The organism is Prochlorococcus sp. MIT 0701, assembly GCF_000760295.1.
In the GTDB taxonomy this organism is placed as follows: domain Bacteria; phylum Cyanobacteriota; class Cyanobacteriia; order PCC-6307; family Cyanobiaceae; genus Prochlorococcus.
Genome location: NZ_JNBA01000039.1, coordinates 38,166 through 56,276 on the forward strand (window position 1 = coordinate 38,166; position 18,111 = coordinate 56,276).

At 47.6% G+C, this 18,111-nt stretch carries 15 protein-coding genes; 6 read left to right on the forward strand and 9 right to left on the reverse strand.

The genetic code is table 11. From position 1 onward, the window contains the following. Position 1: 1 nt before the first annotated feature. The 6 genes from EV12_RS10475 to recJ all read right to left on the reverse strand — a co-directional run bounded on the left by EV12_RS10475 (position 2) and on the right by recJ (position 7,011). Positions 2-2,392: an RNB domain-containing ribonuclease gene (locus EV12_RS10475; RefSeq protein ID WP_036915103.1), complete on the reverse strand. Its 2,391-nt coding sequence runs from the start codon at positions 2,390-2,392 to the stop codon at positions 2-4. Between the two features lie 118 nt (positions 2,393-2,510). Then, positions 2,511-2,819 carry a TMEM165/GDT1 family protein gene (locus tag EV12_RS10480; RefSeq protein WP_036915105.1) on the reverse strand — a complete coding sequence of 103 codons (309 nt, stop codon included), beginning with the start codon at positions 2,817-2,819 and terminating at the stop codon, positions 2,511-2,513. A gap of 8 nt (positions 2,820-2,827) precedes the next feature. Further along, the gene (locus EV12_RS10485; RefSeq protein WP_052039593.1) at positions 2,828-3,187 is read right to left on the reverse strand and encodes a TMEM165/GDT1 family protein; all 360 of its coding nucleotides are present in this window, start codon (positions 3,185-3,187) and stop codon (positions 2,828-2,830) included. After that, a complete protein-coding gene (locus EV12_RS10490; protein WP_036915107.1) occupies positions 3,180-3,554 on the reverse strand; it encodes a YkgJ family cysteine cluster protein in 375 nt (124 codons plus the stop codon). The genes EV12_RS10485 and EV12_RS10490 overlap by 8 nt, the downstream gene beginning before the upstream one ends. A gap of 194 nt (positions 3,555-3,748) precedes the next feature. After that, positions 3,749-5,116, reverse strand: a complete 1,368-nt coding sequence (locus tag EV12_RS10495; protein WP_036915109.1) for a chloride channel protein — start codon at positions 5,114-5,116, stop codon at positions 3,749-3,751. Continuing rightward, positions 5,113-7,011, reverse strand: a complete 1,899-nt coding sequence (gene recJ, locus EV12_RS10500; protein ID WP_036915111.1) for a single-stranded-DNA-specific exonuclease RecJ — start codon at positions 7,009-7,011, stop codon at positions 5,113-5,115. Before recJ ends, EV12_RS10495 begins: the two co-directional genes overlap by 4 nt. A 69-nt stretch (positions 7,012-7,080) precedes the next feature. On the opposite strand from recJ, the gene EV12_RS10505 reads away from it, so the two are divergent. Genes EV12_RS10505 through EV12_RS10515 form a run of 3 tightly spaced genes read left to right on the forward strand, consistent with a single transcriptional unit; the run spans position 7,081 to position 9,192 of the window. Then, entirely contained in the window at positions 7,081-7,839 is a 759-nt protein-coding gene (locus EV12_RS10505; RefSeq protein ID WP_036915113.1) for an HAD-IA family hydrolase, read from the forward strand. Continuing rightward, positions 7,836-8,171, forward strand: a complete 336-nt coding sequence (locus tag EV12_RS10510; RefSeq protein WP_036915115.1) for a DUF565 domain-containing protein — start codon at positions 7,836-7,838, stop codon at positions 8,169-8,171. The genes EV12_RS10505 and EV12_RS10510 overlap by 4 nt, the downstream gene beginning before the upstream one ends. After that, positions 8,161-9,192, forward strand: coding sequence for a kinase (locus tag EV12_RS10515; RefSeq protein ID WP_052039592.1), 1,032 nt, complete (start codon positions 8,161-8,163; stop codon positions 9,190-9,192). The genes EV12_RS10510 and EV12_RS10515 overlap by 11 nt, the downstream gene beginning before the upstream one ends. Here EV12_RS10515 and rpmF read toward each other — a convergent pair. After that, the gene (gene rpmF, locus EV12_RS10520) at positions 9,156-9,332 is read right to left on the reverse strand and encodes a 50S ribosomal protein L32 (RefSeq protein ID WP_036915117.1); all 177 of its coding nucleotides are present in this window, start codon (positions 9,330-9,332) and stop codon (positions 9,156-9,158) included. The two genes, EV12_RS10515 and rpmF, sit on opposite strands and share 37 nt — an antisense overlap. Before the next feature lie 86 nt (positions 9,333-9,418). Between rpmF and ftsH the strand changes: the two genes are divergently transcribed. Together ftsH and EV12_RS10530 are read left to right on the forward strand one after the other, a co-directional pair. Then, entirely contained in the window at positions 9,419-11,263 is a 1,845-nt protein-coding gene (gene ftsH, locus EV12_RS10525; RefSeq protein WP_036915120.1) for an ATP-dependent zinc metalloprotease FtsH, read from the forward strand. Positions 11,264-11,385: 122 nt separating this feature from the next. Continuing rightward, positions 11,386-14,151, forward strand: coding sequence for a UPF0182 family protein (locus EV12_RS10530; protein WP_241466617.1), 2,766 nt, complete (start codon positions 11,386-11,388; stop codon positions 14,149-14,151). Between the two features lie 19 nt (positions 14,152-14,170). Here the strand turns inward: EV12_RS10530 and EV12_RS10535 are convergent, their stop codons facing one another. Then, positions 14,171-14,773: a peroxiredoxin gene (locus tag EV12_RS10535; protein WP_036915124.1), complete on the reverse strand. Its 603-nt coding sequence runs from the start codon at positions 14,771-14,773 to the stop codon at positions 14,171-14,173. A 173-nt stretch (positions 14,774-14,946) separates the two neighbouring features. Here EV12_RS10535 and EV12_RS14460 point away from each other — a divergent pair, with 173 nt between their 5' ends. Further along, a complete protein-coding gene (locus EV12_RS14460) occupies positions 14,947-15,237 on the forward strand; it encodes a hypothetical protein (protein ID WP_036915127.1) in 291 nt (96 codons plus the stop codon). Positions 15,238-16,183: 946 nt separating this feature from the next. Here EV12_RS14460 and EV12_RS10545 read toward each other — a convergent pair. Beyond that, positions 16,184-17,260, reverse strand: a complete 1,077-nt coding sequence (locus EV12_RS10545; protein ID WP_036915129.1) for a LysM peptidoglycan-binding domain-containing M23 family metallopeptidase — start codon at positions 17,258-17,260, stop codon at positions 16,184-16,186. Between the last annotated feature and the right edge of the window lie 851 nt (positions 17,261-18,111).

Sequence of the window (18,111 nt, forward strand, 5' to 3'; positions counted from 1 at the left end):
ACTATGCCTCGCTTGAGGTGACTAGTTGTTGACCATTCTTGGTGCTCTTGCCTTTGACCTCACTTTTTGTTGTAGTTGCGTGATTGGTTAGATCTGAATCAACATTCATATTGGCTTCAACAGTCATTGCTGATCCATTAACTTCGAGGTCAATTTGGTTCCGTAAGGCGTCAACTTTGACAACCTTCACGTTTACTTGATCACCAAGTTGATAGATCTTGCGATTCTTCCGACCCACCAATCGGTTTTGACGTGAGCGATATTCGTACCAATCGTCATTTAAAGAGCTGACGTGGACAAGACCCTCTGCCATAGAAGGTGGAATTTCCACAAAGAACCCATAACTCTGCACTCCGCTTATCACCCCCTGATGCTCTTCCCCAACAAGGGATTCCACGATACGTGCCTGAACCATGGCGATCAGGTCTTGGCGAAGCTCTTCAGCTTGACGGCGCAGTGTGTTGAGGCGATGCACGAGGCCTTCACTACAGATTTCTTCTAGGTTCTTTGCTTGGCTTGTGCTGAATAGTGGCCATTTGATTTGTTGCCAGCATTCACGAGATCCCAGAACCACCTTTTCTTTTTGTCGGACATTTGGACGATCTTTACCGTTACTTAAAAGTGACACTATGATCTCTTGATTAACAAGATCGGTGTAATGGATAGTTGGACAGCACCAAGGTGATTGTAGGTTCGAAGCCATTGACTTTGTGTCTTCATGGTCGGACTCAATGTTTCCATTCTCTTTTTGACTATCATGAATTCCGAGCCGTAACACTGGTTCTGGCAGTGCATGGCGTAGTTGCTGATCCAGCACTCTTCGACACGCTGTTGTCGAAAATGCTTTTGCAAGCTCTGTGGCAGCAGGACTACCTTCTTCATCAAGTTCCAAGGCAATATCAAGAGCTAATGCTGATTTAGCAACGTCGTTCAAGGTGTTGTTGTCTGCTTCTGAAGCCTCAATCACCAGGCCAGGGAGTTGCAAGTTCTGGGCATGTTGCGCCCAGGCGCGATGTGCAGCTCTAATCATGGGGCTCAAAACTGATTGGGGGTCAGTTTGATCAAGAGGAAGCGCCCATTGATGACGATATGAATCAGGGTCTGCCCAGCGGAGGTCGCCAAGACATTGAAGTTCTGGAACAGCCAGATCCAGCTCTATAGAGCCACTGGCCTGTTCTCCCATTTGCAATGTACGAGCACAAAAGATCAATGTCTCGAGTTGGGCTAAGTGATCCTTTACGGACTTCAGAGCCGCAGGGACTGTTCTTGCCTTTGGTTTCCTGTTGCTAAGAGCTGTGAGGGTCTTCGGTCCGATTTCTGCTACTGGCTTGATTGCGCTAAGGCTGAACTGCCAATCAATCACCTCACCTTCTGCCGAGATGTCGAGAGCAACGCTCACTGCATCGTTGATTTCTCCAACTTTAAATGAGCAGGCCTTTGAAAGAATTTGGCCGAGTAGGGGATGCCAAACTTCGCCAAGGCAGAGAGCTTCAGCTCGATCTCTTAGCCAGAGATCGAGGTTGTTCCCAATACTCAGACGTTCTGCTACAGCAGGCGCATGAATCCACAGACGTGTGCCACCTGCATGGGGCTCCACATAGACCGCTGGTAGGGGTGGAGCATCAGATACCTGCCAGCTGCGCAGTAGCAACACAGGTTGTGAGCTCAGATCTTGCCGATGTTTAGCCGTTGGGGTCTTTAGGCTGCTGCGTGGTGGAGCAGGTCGATCTTGAAGGTTGGCTTTGGTAAGAAGAAGATCACGATCACTTGAGGGGCCTCCATTCAAGGGAAGTGACCGCGCTACATGCCCTTCAGCGGGGAACTGGGCAATGGGATAGCGGTCAAGCTTCACCTCCACCACGCTTGTCTGCTCGCCATCATTCAGATGGGCTTTATCACCATCTGGCAGTTGGATCGTTGCAAGGATGCGGTCATCAAGAGGTATCGCAAGGACATTTTGATCTTTGCGTTCAACATGACCAAGCAAGCTGGTGGTGGTCCTTTCGAGGATGCATTGCACCCCACCTTCTGGCGATCTTCGACGTCCCCCATCTCTTGTGATGCGGACTAGTACCCGATCTCCGTTCCAGGCATGGTTGAGCTGATGATCGCGAATATAGATATCGTCTCCCCCATCATCTCTGAGGGCAAAACAAAATCCTTTACTGCTGCAGCGCAAACGAGCTTCAATCAGTGACTCGTCATCACTGCGCTTTATTGCACCGGCTTCTTCGTTGTTGACAATGCCGAGTCTCAAAAGACCCTGAAGGGCTGTTCCAAGACCGTCGCGATCGGCCTTTGTGGTGAGCTTGAGAATTTTTTCGAGTTTTTTGATCTCCAGTCCCCCAGTAGGGGGTAACTGGTCAAGCAGGTCAGCGACCGTGAACTTCATTGAGATAGGAAGGTAGAAGACCAGTCTTCATGACCGGCGGTGCCATCACCAAAGAGGAATGCGAAGACAGCGCAGAGTCAACATTGGTTGTGAGTTAATTCTAGACATTTAATCGCATTTATTTCTCAGGGGCTGCCTCCTCTGCAGAAGAAAGACTCAGGTTTGAGAACATAAGGCGTAAGCCAATGATCAGAAAACCTAACGAAGCCAGCAATTGCAAAAGGTTTTCAGGGATTAAAGCAGCCATCGAACCTCCGGCCATGGCCCCCAACAGGCTTGCAAAGACCAAAGCACTTGCAGAACCAAGAAAAACAGCAAAAGGTCGGTTTGTTGTTCCACTGATGGCTACGGTTGCCAGCTGTGTCTTGTCACCGAGCTCGGCAAGGAACACTGTGATGAATGTCGATAACAACAGGGTGAAATCCATAGACTTAATTATTGGCTTGCGATTAGCAGAGACTGTGTGGCTTGTAGTCCAAGCCATAACCCCAAGCCCACCATCAGCACCCCGGCCATTTTTTGTAGGCGTTCTGGTGGCAGGATTCCAGCAAGCCAACGACCCACCAAGACGCCCACCAAACTGGAGGAGATGAGAGCTAGGGCAGCCCCGAGAAACACAACCCATGGTTGGCCTGACTGAGCTGATAGCAATAGGGTTGCTAGCTGGGTTTTATCGCCAAGTTCAGCCAAAAAGACTGTAGTGAATGTCGTTAACAACACTGTTGTGAAACCCACTGCTCCGTTCTCAGGAGCGGGTTTTGGAATTGTGTCATTAGAAGTTGGTGCCTTAACCATCTTTTTGAAATGGCAGGCGCAGGCTACGTTCAAAATTTCGTAGCTCTCGGCTTCTACCGCCATAGACAGAGCGAATCTGCTGGCGGCAGCATTGGATTGCAAATGATTCTGATTTGTCCTGCGGCAGATTGAAAAGTGATGCCAGTAAACCAACCCTGCAGAAATCAGGGCGGGAGTCATAGATGCGACAACGACGTCCACCAGTGTCGTAATGCTTGCACCAGCCGTCTGGGTTGACCATCCCTAAATAAATCTCTTGCTGCCTTTCATTGAGTACTGCGATGGCTTCTCCTCGATCAGTGGGATCTAGACGGCAGCAGGCTCCGCAATTTTGAATGCATTGCCACTTCGTCCAGGCATGGCTCATCCTTCATGCTGTGACAAGGCATCACAGAGTCGGTGATCAGGCACACTTTATGTGAACGCAATCTCGTATCCTCAACCAGTCAAAAGGGATCATCTCTAAGTCGCTATGGACGCTGCCATCCGCATTCTCGAGATCTTTGGGCCACTTGGCGCAGTCGCCCTGGCCGGTCCAGCAGTGATATTCCTATGTTTTTATCAACGCCGATTAGGTCTTTGAAGCTCGGCAAGAGCGTGATAGACCGGCTTACGTGCCACTAACCGTCCTATGTAGGCTGCCAGCACTGAAGAAAGAACTACACCTGCAAATAGTTGCTGATCGCCAACTAGTCTCCAGGCGAACACAATCGAAACCAGTGGAAGCTGTGTGGCACCAGCCAAACCAGCGGCCATTCCTAGCGCTAAGCCGAGGTGAGTGCTTGAACCGACCAATGCACAAAATGTGTACCCAAGGAGGCCTCCAAACGCAAGTGAAGGGTCAATAAGGCCTCCAGGTACCCCCGGTGAAAGTGCAATCATCGGAGCTAAGACGCGAACCAAAGTGATCCATATGGAAGTTAGTCCTTGTGAAATAGAGCCACCTTCAGGGAAATGGTTCGGCATCCCTTCCTGAATCAACAATTGCAGAAGCCCCTCTCCATCACCTGTGCTTGTGCCCCAGCTGGACAGAGCTAAGGCGCTGAGGCAAATTCCAAGCAACAGACCAGTTCGGATTGGTCGTTGACGCACCCATGGCTCAAGAAATGAAGAGCACCAGACAAGGCCTCGATTAAAGAATCCCCCCACAATCCCAGCTAAGACTCCAATTGGAATTGCAATTAAGAGCTGTTCGGATTCTGAAGCCATCACATTGATCATGCCAAGACCGAAGATTGGTTCTCCGCCAATGCTGCTAAACCAAGCCGCGGAGATTCCAATCACAAGAGCAGGCCAAATCAGAGTGAGGGAATATTCAGTAGTGAGTTCCTCAATCATGAATATTGGTGCTAGTAGAGGGGTGTTGAAGCCTCCTGCAAGTCCTGCACCACCACCAATAGCCACAATCTGACGCTCATTCAGTGAAGGGAGCCAACGCTTAAAACGTTTGTGAATAGCTCTTGCAACAGCTGCTCCTACGTGCACGACTGGCCCCTCCCGTCCAAGAGGGAAAAGAGCAACCGTTGCAATAGTCCAGAGAAGACCACGTTGAATCGTTCTTGGTGCAGCGAGAGCAGGGGCTAGCTGTGAGTGATCTTCAAGAGCATTCATCGTCTGGGGTATCCCAGATCCAGCTGCATCTCGCCATGGCCCCCGCTGCAGTAACAAGAGGGTTGGCATCACTCCTATTGGCAAAAGTGCCAATAGCAGACCAATTGGCCGCCAGGAACTTCCTGTTGTTGCAGGTAACTGCTGAAATAGAAGCTTTTGAACTCCATCAATAAGGTTGAGTGGCAGGCATGCAAGGCCGATTAGAAGCCCAATAACCAAAAGACATAGAAGATGTTGGAAGAGCTGAACAATCTCAGATTGTTTTCTTCCGATCACTCCTGGGATTAATTGTTCGAGCCGTCGTAGATCAAAACTCATGGGCGAAGTCCCAGGCCTATTAATCCCTCTTCCATCAGATTATGAATGTATGGATGCCTAGCTCGACTGTCACTGCTTTTAAGGTTTCCATTGCTTGACAAGATGGCTTTTAGGACCTCACCTTTGGGATTAATTAGTACCATTTCACCTTCTTTATCGATAAGGCAGCGATAGGTTTTACCTTTTCGATGAAGGTTGATTTCAGGGCAATATGCTCGTAGGGCGACAATCTCCATCTGCAGGCGATCCTCCCCTTGCCAGTGGTTCATGTTGATTCGAAATGCCAAGTCAATCCGTTCAGGAACTTGGGCTTCGCTTATCCATCGCCACGCAATTGCTCTCCTCTGGCAGTCACCTTGGGACAAAATCATTTGTAGGTGACCACCACGCATTCTGTGCTGGTCAACAACAAGACAATCCCTGGCCCAGAACAGTGGAGCTGGGTGACCAATGCCAAAGGGCTCTAGTTGCTGAAGGCCATTCCATAGATCCAAGTTGATCTCGTGAAGCTTTAAAAGTGTTTCTGGTGAAATAGAGGCCCCACCACAAACAGTTGCATGCCAATTGGTAGCTAACTCATTTAATGCTTCATGCAGTGCTCCTACTTTTTCAGCCCGAATCGTGAAACCACCTGCTGCTGAATGGCCACCAAAGCGATCAAGATGAACAGCACAGGCCTTGAGAGCATCATTCACAGCGAACCCAGATGGTGCACGTACAGAGGCACGTAGACGTCCATCTCCCTCACCAGCAAGTAATGCAGTTGGGCGAAAATATCTTTCCATTAGACGAGCTGCCACGATTCCGATCACGCCATGGTGCCAATGATTCTGAGCAAGCATCAAAAATGGTGGAGGGGTTGCACCTTCGGCCTCAACCAGGGCAATAGCTTCTGCCTCAATGGCATTACAGAGATCCTTGCGCTGCCGGTTGAGCTGGTCACATTGACGAGCAAGGGTCATGGCCTCGTCTTCGTTGTCAACTGTCAAAAGTTTCACCACGAGCTGCGGATCACCTAGTCGCCCTACGGCATTGATCCTTGGGGCTAGCTGGAAGCCGATGTCTTCGGCTTTAAGGGGACGTTCTTCTAGACCAGCAAGTCGTTGGAGAGCTCTCAGGCCTTTACATCGGCTTCGATGCAGATTGTTCAGGCCTTCTCTCAAGAAGGCTCGATTTGCACCAGTGAGCGGTGCCATATCCGCTACGGTCCCAATACAGAACAAGTCTCTGGCAGGCCCTACAGCTTCTTTGCAATCCATCGCTTCAGCAAGAGATGAAGCAAGCAGGTATGCCAGCCCTACGCCTGCCAGACATCGGTAGGGTGAGTCTTGAGGTGTTACTGATGGATGAAGCAGGGAAAGGACTTTAAGAGGTGAATCAGGGAGTGTGTGGTGGTCGGTGAGGATCACCTCCATGGAGAGATTCTCTGCTTGCTGCAGTGCCTCTTGGGCTGTTACACCGTTGTCGACGGTGACAATCAGTCGAATGCCCTGTTCATGAAGCCTTGTCACCATGTCGCGATTTAGCCCGTAGCCTTCGCTTTTTCGGCTCGGAATCGCAGCTATTGGTTGAGCGCCAAGACACTTCAAGGTCAGCATTAGCAAGGCTGTGCTGGTCATCCCATCGGCGTCGTAGTCGCCACAGATGGCGACTGATTCTGCTTTTTGACAGGCTCCCTGCAGACGGATAATGGCCTTCGCTAGATCAGGAAAGTGACCGCAAGGATCTGGCGGTTTGGGTGGTTCCAGAATCGTTGCAGCTGTAGAGGAATCCAGCACGCCTCTGCGAACCAGCACTGCCCTTAGGGGCAAAGGAAGAGGAACTTCTGGCAGAGGATCAGGGGTGATGGGCGTCGGCAGCTGCCAGCTCCAGGAAGGATGTTCGGATGATGACAATGGTCCCAGGCAACCTTCTGCATTTTTAGCGTTGCATCAAGCTGTCAGGAAGTTGTATCGCCGCTAGACATGAACAAGCTTTGTTCAGTGTTCTGGGACGTTGATGGAACCCTTGCTGACACAGAAATGGAAGGCCATCGCGTGGCCTTTAATGCGGCCTTTGCTGAGGCCGAACTTACTTGGTATTGGGATCAAATCCTATACGCTGAGCTTCTTCTAATACCAGGTGGGAGACAACGTATTGAGACCTATGCTGAGCGGCAGGGAGAAGAGTTCAATGAAGAGTTTTTGGCTCAGTTGCGTAGGCGTAAACAACACCACTACATCGAAAGAATACGTTCTGGACACGTCCCTTGGAGACCCGGTGTGCGGCGTCTTCTCAAGGAACTCCAACTGAATGGAGTTGAGCAATGGGTGGTAACCACAAGTGGTCGCGACTCTGTAAATGCCTTACTTGAGGTGAGTTTCCCTTCTGGTGATTCACCGTTCCAGGGATGTATCACCGCTGAGGATGTTTGCCTTGGAAAGCCACATCCAGAGGGATATCTGCATGCTCTTTGCGCCAGTGGTTTCAACAAGAATGAGGTAATTGTGATCGAGGATTCTGCAGCTGGACTTGCTGCCGCTAGATCTGCAAATCTGCCATGTCTGCTCACCCCATCCCCATGGGATCAGGAACTCAAATCACAGTTTCACCAAGCCAATGCGGTGTTCGACCATCTTGGTGACAAAGAGTTGCCCTGCAAAGTGCTTGTAGGCCCTCCTTGTCTCCAAGGACAGGTCAAGCTGGAGTACTTAGAAAGACTCGTCGTTATGGCTCCTTCATGAGCCTACAAAACACACGCTTTGCACGATTCCAGCGTCAGCTTTGGGGGCATCTTTCTCAAGCTTGGCTTGGATCATGGCGGCGACGCAGCATTGCTCTGATCGCTTTGTTGCTTGGTTTTTATCTCGGTAGCAACCTCACTGTCTATTACCTGCAGAAGATTGACATGAGACCGCTCGTTGTCATTGTGATGGTTCTGATCATTGAGCTATTGGTCTTCTTGCGCAGCCGTGTTGAGATTGAGCCTTGGCCGTTGCACTGGTTGGCTTTGGACAACCTGAGGATTGGCGCGGTTTATGCAGTAGTCCTCGAGGCCTTCAAGCTTGGTTCTTGATCACCATCAAAACAAATTTTTAACGCCTTGGTCTGACCCTCCCGACCCCCAGATTCTCTTTCCAATTCAACCTTTTGAACAGTTACTCGTTCAATTGGGTTGGCCTGATCCACAAGCTTGGCTTATCCATTGGCAAGAACGAGGTGGCACATCGTTAAAAAAACCTTTCTGGTATCCATCGACCCGCACCGATTGGATTTGGGGGCTTGGTTTGCCTTTACTCACACTTGTGGAAGGCTGTCTTGGCAAAAGCGACCGATCATTGCTTGGTATTACAGGCCTTCCGGGTTGCGGCAAGACGAGCCTTGGCCGTTGGCTCGAAGCCGCTGCTGGAGAACTGGGTTGGCCGATCAGGGTGATTTCACTGGATGATTTTTATTGGCCATTCCCTGAGCTCGATCGAAGCATGAGAGGTAATCCCTGGGGAGTGCCAAGAGCTCTTCCAGGCAGCCATGATCTCGATTTGTTGGCCAGTGTGCTGGATAAATGGCAGTCAACTGGTCAGTTACAAGCACCGATGTTCGACAAAGCGCTCCGTCATGGTCGAGGTGATCGAGATGGCTGGCACCTTTCTGATCCAAAGGTGCTTGTCATAGAAGGATGGATCCTTGGTTGCTTACCTTGCAAATTTGAAGATGTAGACCAATTTTCGGATCAGCTCGTACCATCGCTGAGCAAGCTTGAGCATGATTATCGCCTTGTTGTCCAAGACGCATTGAGCGGCTATGTGCCGATATGGGATCGCTTAGATACTCTCTGGCATCTGAAAGCAATCGACCCTAACTCCACACGCATTTGGAAGGCTCACCAGGAGAGCTTGATGCAACTAAATCGTGGTGTTTGCCTTGATCAAGAATCGTTTGAGGGTTTTGTGCGCATGATCCTTGCCTCTATTCCCCTGACTTGTCTCGATGGAATAGAGGCTGATGTCGTCGCCACCCTTACGCCTTCACGGCAGTTGATGTGGGTCGGTATGAGGGGATATCAAGACTCATCATCATCAGACTCTTGCAATGGATAAACAAATCCTTGTGCTCGACCACTTAGAACCGATTTGCCGATTGATAGAGCGCGTTGAGCAGCTGTGGCGGCTTTAGCTTTCCAGATGGCATGACGCTGATTACGTTTGCCTTTGGAGGTTTTTTTCTTCGGTACAGCCATCTCAGGCAGGAACAGCCAAACGACAATCCTCCCCTTTAGTAAGGCCTTGCGTCAAATAGCTAGGCTCTTGAGACCGCAATGTTGCTGTGAGTTCAGGTCCATCGGCACTCCAGGAGTCGCGATCTCTGGAAGCAGATCAGTCTCAGCATTCATCTGAAGCTGTACCCTTTGCTCCCTTTAAGCAGAAACCCTCAATCAGCTATAGCCAGCTGCTCAATCAGATCAAAGAGAAAAAGGTTAAGTCGTTGGAGTTGATACCAGCTCGGCGAGAAGTCGTGGTGGTTTTCAAGGATGGACACCAGGAGAAGGTGGCGATCTTTGATAATTACCAACAAATCCTACGAGTGGCCGAGGCTGCTGATACCTCTCTGACGGTGAAGGACATTCGTCAAGAACAGGCATTTGCAGGAATGGCCGGGAATCTTGTATTGATCTTGATGGTTGTCGTTGGCTTGACGTTTCTTTTTCGTCGTTCTGCTCAAGTCGCAAACCGAGCAATGGGATTTGGACGTAGTCAACCTCGGTTGAAACCGCAAGAGGATCTACCTATTCGCTTTGATGATGTAGCGGGGATTACAGAAGCGAAAGAGGAGCTGCAAGAAGTAGTGACTTTCTTGCGGCAACCTGAGAGCTTCATCAAGCTTGGCGCTCTTATCCCAAGGGGTGTTCTGCTAGTTGGTGCTCCTGGAACAGGGAAAACCCTTTTGGCCAAGGCAATTGCTGGTGAGGCAGACGTGCCATTTTTCTCGATGGCCGCCTCTGAATTTGTGGAATTATTTGTTGGCGTGGGCGCTAGTCGTGTAAGGGACCTATTCCGCAAAGCCAAAGAGAAAGCCCCGTGCATCGTTTTTATAGATGAAATTGATGCTGTGGGGCGACAGCGAGGGGCTGGCATTGGTGGTGGAAATGACGAACGAGAACAGACTCTTAATCAGCTTCTGACAGAAATGGATGGGTTTGCAGATAATTCTGGCGTCATTCTTCTTGCAGCTACCAATCGCCCAGATGTGCTTGATGCTGCATTGATGAGGCCTGGACGCTTTGATCGTCGTATTGAAGTTTCCCTTCCAGATCGCCGGGGCCGTAAGGAAATCCTGGCTGTTCATGCTCGAACACGTCCCCTTGCAGAGGAGGTGTGTTTGCAGGATTGGGCACGTCGAACGCCTGGTTTTTCAGGAGCTGATCTTGCCAACTTATTAAACGAAGCTGCCATCCTCACAGCAAGGCAGGAGAAAGCATCCATTGGCACTGAACAGCTTGAAGCGGCGCTTGAAAGGATCACGATGGGACTCTCTGCAGCACCACTACAAGACAGTGCAAAAAAGAGGTTGATTGCCTATCACGAGATTGGACATGCCCTGGTTGCAGCCCTCACACCCAATGCCGATCGTATTGATAAGGTCACACTTTTGCCTCGTAGCGGAGGCGTTGGCGGATTCACTCGTTTCTGGCCAGATGAGGAAATCCTTGATTCAGGTCTGGTCACTAAGGGATATCTCTTCGCAAGGCTTGTGGTTGCCCTTGGCGGCCGGGCAGCAGAGTTGGTAGTTTTTGGACTCGATGAAATCACCCAGGGTGCAAGTGGCGACTTGCAGAGCGTTGCGCATCTAGCTCGCGAGATGGTGACGCGGTTCGGCTTTTCGACCCTTGGGCCTATCGCTCTGGAGACAGAAGGCTCAGAGGTTTTCCTCGGACGTGATTTGATCCATACACGCCCGAGCTACGCGGAATCGACTGGCAAAGTCATAGACGAGCAGATACGAGCTTTAGCTGTTAAAGCCTTAGAGCAAGCAATTAACTTACTTTCGCCAAGAAGGGAAGTGATGGATCTGTTGGTTGATGCTCTGATTCAGGAGGAAACTCTCCATACTGATCGTTTTCTGCAATTGGCGGGATTGACTGTTGATCATTCACAGCCAGTGGGCGTGTAACTAGAACGACTTAGCCTGTGTTGATTGAGTAGATGGGCTTGGCTAGTTTCGCCCGACCAATGCAATGGTTCAAGAGCCAGTGGCTTTGGCTCTTGCTCTCTATCGCAGCCTTCTGGTTGTTGATGCGGATTCAGGTCGAATGGCTGTGGTTCGGTCAATTTGAGTGGCAAGGGATGCTTCTCCGCCGTTGGCTCTGGCAACTGGGAGGATTTCTGCTCGCCCTTCTTGTTGTGGCGACTTGTCAGCTTTGGCAGCGCAACTGGATCAAACTCGAAGCTGCAAGCAACTTGGAAGAGCCATCCCTTCCCCTGCATGGATGGCGTTATGGCTTTGGTCTACTTGGCTGCTTCGTGGTGGTGATCGGTGATCTTGTATTACTCAGTCGATTGACGTGGTTAGCTTGTTTCAAGCCATTTGTCCTTGGGCATTGGTGGAGTGAACCTTTTGATGATATTTGGGCGGTGGTGATTCCACTGTCCTGTGTATTCATCACAACTTGCGTGATGCTTGGTAATGCCCGAGGGGGAAGGATTGCTCATTTAATGGGTTGTTTTTGCTTCAGTATCTCCATTGCTAGAGGTTGGGGACTATGGTCACTCGCCCTTGCTATCCCTCCCACAGGTATTAAAGAACCACTACTGGGTGGCGATGTGAGTTTTGGGCTTGGTCAATTTCCAGCACTTGTCTTTGCCTTGGTGGTTCTATTGTTCCAACTAATCTTAACAACGAGTTCGACTATATGGATGAAGTTAGCTCAGCCTGAATCTCTTTCGGATTGGGTTTTCCAAGGTTTATCGCCTAGACAGTGCAATGTTATGAGGCCACTAATTGGCATCATATTTTTAATACTTTCAGCACTTTTATGGTTGTCACGTCATCAACTTCTATGGACGCAGAACGGTACGGTGGCTGGAGCCGGTTGGTTAGATGCACACCTGATACTTCCTCTACGAAGTTTGGCGAGCCTAGCCATTTTGGTTCTTGCATTTCTGGTAATTCCATTTCCATGGATACAACAAAGGCGTCTCTGGAGATTAGTGGCTTCAATTATTGGCGTAGGGACACTACTTCTCGAAGTCCTTTTGGCTCCGTTTGTCCAGTGGATGGTTGTAAAACCTAGAGAACTGAAACTAGAAACCCCTTACATCATTCGAGCAATTAAAGCCACAAGGAAAGCATTTCAGCTTGACTCGATTACGACCACACTTATTAATCCAAAACCTCAGTTAACTCAACTTGATCTTGAGCAAGGTGCAAGCACTCTAAGAAATATTCGTCTATGGGATAGCCAGCCTCTCTTGGCAACCAATCGTCAATTGCAGCAATTAAGAGTCTACTATCGTTTTTCTAATGCGGCGGTAGATCGTTATCGCTTTGTGCCTGATATAACGAAGCGTCAACAGGTCATGATCACAGCACGCGAACTTGACCAGGCTGCACTTCCAAAACGTTCACGTACTTGGTTGAATCGTCATTTTGTTTTCACGCATGGTTATGGCTTTACTCTCAGTCCAGTCAATACAAGAGCTCCTGATGGTCTTCCTGACTATTTCATCAGTGACCTAGGAACCTCAACACGTCTTGAAGGGAGTTCCGAGCTAGGCATTACTCGTGAAGATGTCAAAGATGCTATTCCTATTGGGAGAGCAGCTCTTTATTTTGGAATGCTCCCCTCTCCTTATGCTCTTGCTCCCAGCAAAATAAAAGAACTAGATTATCCAGTAGGTGATAAGAACATCTACAATCATTATTTAGGATCAGGTGGTGTACCGGTGGGTCATCCCTGGCACAAACTAGCAGCAGCTATTTATCTTTTTGAACCCCGTCTTCTTAATACAGGGTCGCTAACGAGTGATTCCAAACTTCTTATTCGGCGAGAAGTTAGACAAAGAGTGAGCGCAATAGCGCCATTCCTTGAAGTCATTGGTGACCCTTATTTGGTCTCTACATCTGTTGATTCTAGAGATCCTGATTATGAGCCTCAGCAAAACCAATATTGGATTGTTGAAGCTTATACAAGCTCACGCACATATCCCTATGCAGCAAACCTTCCAGATGGTCCCCCTCTTCGATATTTACGCAACTCAGTCAAAGCTATTGTTGATGCATACAGTGGTCGTGTTCACTTGTATGTGAGCGAACCGCGGGATCCGATAATATTGGGTTGGCAGCGATTGTTTCCAGATCTTTTTAAACCTCTTGAGGAGATGCCTTCAAGCTTACGAGAGCATCTTAAAGTTCCGACTGATTTGTTTAATGTACAGGTACAGCAATTACTTAGATACCATGTTACTGATCCTCGTATATTTTATAGCGGTGATGATGTTTGGCAGGTTCCAAAGGAACTCTATGGTAAGCGGCAGGTTCCTGTTGATCCCTATCACATCACTGCACAATTAGGGACTAAGGAAAGTTCAGAATTTCTATTATTACAACCACTAACACCACTTGCTCGCCCCAATCTTTCTGCGTGGCTCGCTGCTCGAAGTGATGGTGATCATTATGGAAAATTAGTGTTGCTACGTTTCCCAAGTCAAACGCCAATCTTCGGTCCTGAACAGATTCAGGCCCTTATCAATCAGGACCCGCAGATCAGTCAACAGTTTGGTCTTTGGGATCGTGCTGGATCTGAAGTTGTGCAAGGGAACCTTCTTGTTGTACCCCTAGGCAAGGCACTTCTTTATGTAGAACCTGTTTACCTCAGGGCACGTCAAGGTGGTTTACCAACACTTACCAGGGTAGTGGTTAGCGATGGCAAAAGGATTGCCATGGCTGAGGATCTCGGCGAAGGCCTAAGGGCATTGGTTGAAGGCTCAAGCAAAAAAGTGAAGTATTTAAATACAAAAGACCTGCCACCGATTCAGGTGACAGGTCAACCAGTTCAGTGATATATCTTTAGGCTAATAATTAATTTATTGAGGCAAAGAATTCCTTGCTCCCCACTGGGTCTGGTTTCATTGTTTTCTCTCCTGGAGTCCAATTAGCTGGGCATACCTCATCTGGATGTGATTGTACATACTGAAAGGCCTGCAGTACACGTAATGTCTCATCAACGTTCCTTCCAACCGGTAGATTGTTGATTGTTGAATGCATTATTACTCCATCTGGGTCAATGATAAATAAGCCACGTAGGGCGACTCCAGCATCATCATCTAGAACGTTATATGCTATCGATATCTCTTTCTTGAGATCAGCTATTAATGGATAGTTTATGTCACCAAGCCCTCCTTCCTTTCGTGATGTCTGGATCCATGCAAGATGGCTGAATTGACTATCAACTGAAACACCTAATACCTCTGTGTTTCGGCTTGAGAAATCAGCATATCGATCACTAAATGCTGTAATTTCTGTTGGGCATACAAAAGTGAAATCTAGAGGATAAAAGAATAAGACCACATACTTACCCCTGTACTGGGAAAGGCTTATCTCCTTAAACTCTTGATCAACAACAGCTGTAGCGCTGAAGTCTGGGGCCTGCTGACCCACCCGTAGGCATCCGTTGGTCGTCATGATGGAGAGTTAAGAGTTGATTGCTCTGCAAGAGGTGAGCTTAATCAGAGCTAGAGTGAAGTCGAAACGACTTCTGGTTGGCTGCTCAAATTTATCATGCCTCTTGCGTCTTTTGCTCGCTAGAGCTAAGCAAAATCAATGTGGCTCAAGCGGGACTCATCTAGACTTCTTGCATGCTCAAAAAATCAACAGCCTGGGACCAAGCATTACTGCGTAAGTTCAGTTGTACAGGTCATTTTCGTCTTCTCAATCAGCTTAGGTCTGAACTCAAGGTCCAACCACTTAATCGTGATCCCAACACCAGAAAGCTAACCCTGCAGGCGATGCCGATTCGAGGTGGGAGCCCACGAGGCAATAGCAATAGACGTCCATATACTCCTGAAGTACCCCAAACTGAAAAATCCCAAGGTGTAGAGAGCCAGACTTCATTTCGAGAAAGACTGAATTCGATTGAAATGCGTTAGAGCTTTTATTTAAAATTGTCCCAGCTGCCTTATAATAAAGGCCGGCATTCATAGATTTAATGATGTCATTGATATCGATAAAAAGCACGTAACTGACTAATTACATTAAATCTATAGCTACAAGTTATAAATTATTATGCTAGATCTAATTATTTATCCTGAATCACTCTTGTACTTATGCTTAAAGATAAATCGTGATATTCTGCAAAACTACTTCTTATTTATTTCAAGTCAACTGTTGCTCGATTTGCTCAATTCTTCTTTGTCGATATTCCTGCCACGGTTTTAAATAGATTAATATCTTGTCATGGGACTTAATTATCTGTCTAGTCAACTATTATTCAAATATATGATGATTCATTTCTTTTGTCTGCAACGCCTTTGATGCGATATAAGATTAATTATGCTCCATGACCAATAACTCTATTGCCTTTTTTTCTGTTGACAATGGATCTTCTATACTGATTGAATCCCTATGAGGCTATAATTGCTGCCCAACAAAGTCCGATAATCTAGATCTACATAGATCTGTAACGCCTTAGCAAAATTTGTTTAATAACCTCTCTCGTCATCAGTTGCTATCAGGCTTGTGGTTGTTGTGATAGCAATTAGAACCCACTTTGAGAATCATTGACTGTTATGAAAAAGCCGAGTGGATCTAAGTGCTTGCAAGCAATTCAGGCAATTTTGATTAGCTGCTGTGCTTGCACAACCAAATAAGATCTTTCCCCTCCTGGTCGGGATTTCGAGAATGGGAACAAGCACATTTTCTATAAGCAAACAATGCATGGATTGGAAGCGATTTCTCTTTCTGTCTCACTGACGCTATGGGAAGGTGACAATTGCCGGAGAAACATGATTGAGAGATGAAGGTGCTATTTCTTATCATCTATGTATTTCTCTGATGAATAGATTATTGAAACTCTTGGTATTATTCGCTATTTAATTATACGTGGTGTTCATGAAATGATCCTCCATGGTGATAACAATAGTGAAATGGGGCTTCTGTTGCAACAAGCTTTGAGGGCAGTAGGCTTGCTGGATTTATTGCTGTACCACTCTTCTTCCTTATCTCAAAGTGAAGGTGAGGTCCAGTGCTACGACCTGTGCTTCCCATTGTTGCGATTGTGGCTGCTTGGGGTACGATCTGCCCCTTTTTTACAAGCAGTCGATTGTTGTGAGCATAACGAGTTGAATCCCCGTTTGCATGTGCTATTTCTACAAGATATCCGTAAGCTCCTTTCCAGCCGGAATAGGAAACAATGCCGCCTTTTGCAGAAAGGACAGGTGTATTGACCTTATTCGCTATATCGATACCTTGATGCATTCTTCCCCAACGCCAGCCATACCCTGATGTGATTACACCCTTTGTCGGCCAAATATAAGAGTTAGTGTCACCCAGTTCAATCCATCCTCCTCCATCAGTGAGTAGGGAAATGGAGTGAAGGTTGTTCCTGCCAATACTTGTATTTAAAGTGGCCTTCTGTGGACGTGTTGCCTTGGCAACTCGAATATTCCTACCCACCTTGAGTTGATTGAATTTAAGAGTTGGATTTAACTTACGAATACTCTCATGTGTTTGCCCATGCTGCTTGGCAATTGATGCTATCGAGTCTCCCCTTTTTATTTTGACCACGCTTGAGGGTGGGGCGGGTGCGGTCACTGGCGGCGGATTGTGCCTCAATTCTGTTATATGTAAGGACTTGGACTGCTGCAATCGAGCCTTAGCTGATACAGGTAATACAATCCAACTGCCACCGCTCAGCTTTTTTGCTGATGACAGATCATTGAGCTCTGAAATCTCAGACCAGGAAATGCCAAGCTGATAAGCAATGAATTTAATCGTTGCTGGCTTGTTGATTTTGGCCCATATATGGCCATCAGTTTCAGGAAGAACAGGTGGTGGTAAGGGATGGGAGGCAGGAACATGATATTTACTCGCTTCACTAGGCAGGTGGTTGAGGGTCCCTAATGCGAGCACTGGCGTGGCGATGGTTGAGATCAGCAACGGCAGCGATTTCATGGAGACCAATCAAGGTGCTGTACCCCTTAGACATTCAGCCTTTTAGGAGTTCGCGCGAAAATTAGCTATTGAATTAAGGATCCGCAAGGGGTGTTTGATTAGCTATTCATGATTTGATCCCATCGAAATGCTGGTCAACTTCGCGCATGGGTAAAAATTGAGAGGCACACGATAAGAAAAACTGGAGGAAATGAATGCTGCCTAGGGATTAATACTCATGGCATGTCTGCTGTGCTGTTGGCTGCTTTTGATTGTCAGCACTAAGCTATTCATCTTTTAGTGAGGGTGAATTTGCTGTTAAATATGTCGAGCTGGCTTATCAAGGATCAAGAGAAGAAAAACTGTCTCTTCAGATATTGCCGAAGATTGATAACGTTTTCACTTGACTTCAATTAGATCTCAATATATGGGCAATACGCCCGGTGATACTTATCTCACTTCATTTCGTAATTAGACTTGATTCATATATTGATTTATCGCATGGATATCCAGTTTGCGGCTTTCCCTTATGTGATTTGTTGCCGTGAAGGAGCATTGATCGATTTCGTAGATTTTAACAAGTGACAAGACTGGTCGGTCCATCTTTCATATGTATTGAAAATAAGCTGATTCCGATTGTAAATCCTGGTAAAGTCTTTACTTTCTTTCTCAATTTAAAAATAAAGTAATAATATATCATTGTCAAAAGGCTAACTTCTGAGAATATAAAAAACTAGGTTAGGCTTGAACTCCCGATCTTGCCAATGGACGTGAATCTGCAGGAATACTGCAAACATCTGATCAATTTCAACATCCCCTTACAACCCTGCAGGCTCGAGCAGCGCAATGACTGTATTGACTGAAAACTGATC

Bases quoted from the DNA above. Each gene is read 5' to 3' on its own strand.
- EV12_RS10475 (WP_036915103.1), bottom strand. From the start codon at position 2,392: ATGAAGTTCACGGTCGCTGACCTGCTTGACCAGTTACCCCCTACTGGG.
- EV12_RS10480 (WP_036915105.1), bottom strand. From the start codon at position 2,819: ATGGATTTCACCCTGTTGTTATCGACATTCATCACAGTGTTCCTTGCC.
- EV12_RS10485 (WP_052039593.1), bottom strand. From the start codon at position 3,187: ATGGTTAAGGCACCAACTTCTAATGACACAATTCCAAAACCCGCTCCT.
- EV12_RS10490 (WP_036915107.1), bottom strand. From the start codon at position 3,554: ATGAGCCATGCCTGGACGAAGTGGCAATGCATTCAAAATTGCGGAGCC.
- EV12_RS10495 (WP_036915109.1), bottom strand. From the start codon at position 5,116: ATGAGTTTTGATCTACGACGGCTCGAACAATTAATCCCAGGAGTGATC.
- EV12_RS10505 (WP_036915113.1), top strand. From the start codon at position 7,081: ATGAACAAGCTTTGTTCAGTGTTCTGGGACGTTGATGGAACCCTTGCT.
- EV12_RS10510 (WP_036915115.1), top strand. From the start codon at position 7,836: ATGAGCCTACAAAACACACGCTTTGCACGATTCCAGCGTCAGCTTTGG.
- rpmF (WP_036915117.1), bottom strand. From the start codon at position 9,332: ATGGCTGTACCGAAGAAAAAAACCTCCAAAGGCAAACGTAATCAGCGT.
- EV12_RS10530 (WP_241466617.1), top strand. From the start codon at position 11,386: ATGCGGATTCAGGTCGAATGGCTGTGGTTCGGTCAATTTGAGTGGCAA.
- EV12_RS10535 (WP_036915124.1), bottom strand. From the start codon at position 14,773: ATGACGACCAACGGATGCCTACGGGTGGGTCAGCAGGCCCCAGACTTC.
- EV12_RS14460 (WP_036915127.1), top strand. From the start codon at position 14,947: ATGCTCAAAAAATCAACAGCCTGGGACCAAGCATTACTGCGTAAGTTC.
- EV12_RS10545 (WP_036915129.1), bottom strand. From the start codon at position 17,260: ATGAAATCGCTGCCGTTGCTGATCTCAACCATCGCCACGCCAGTGCTC.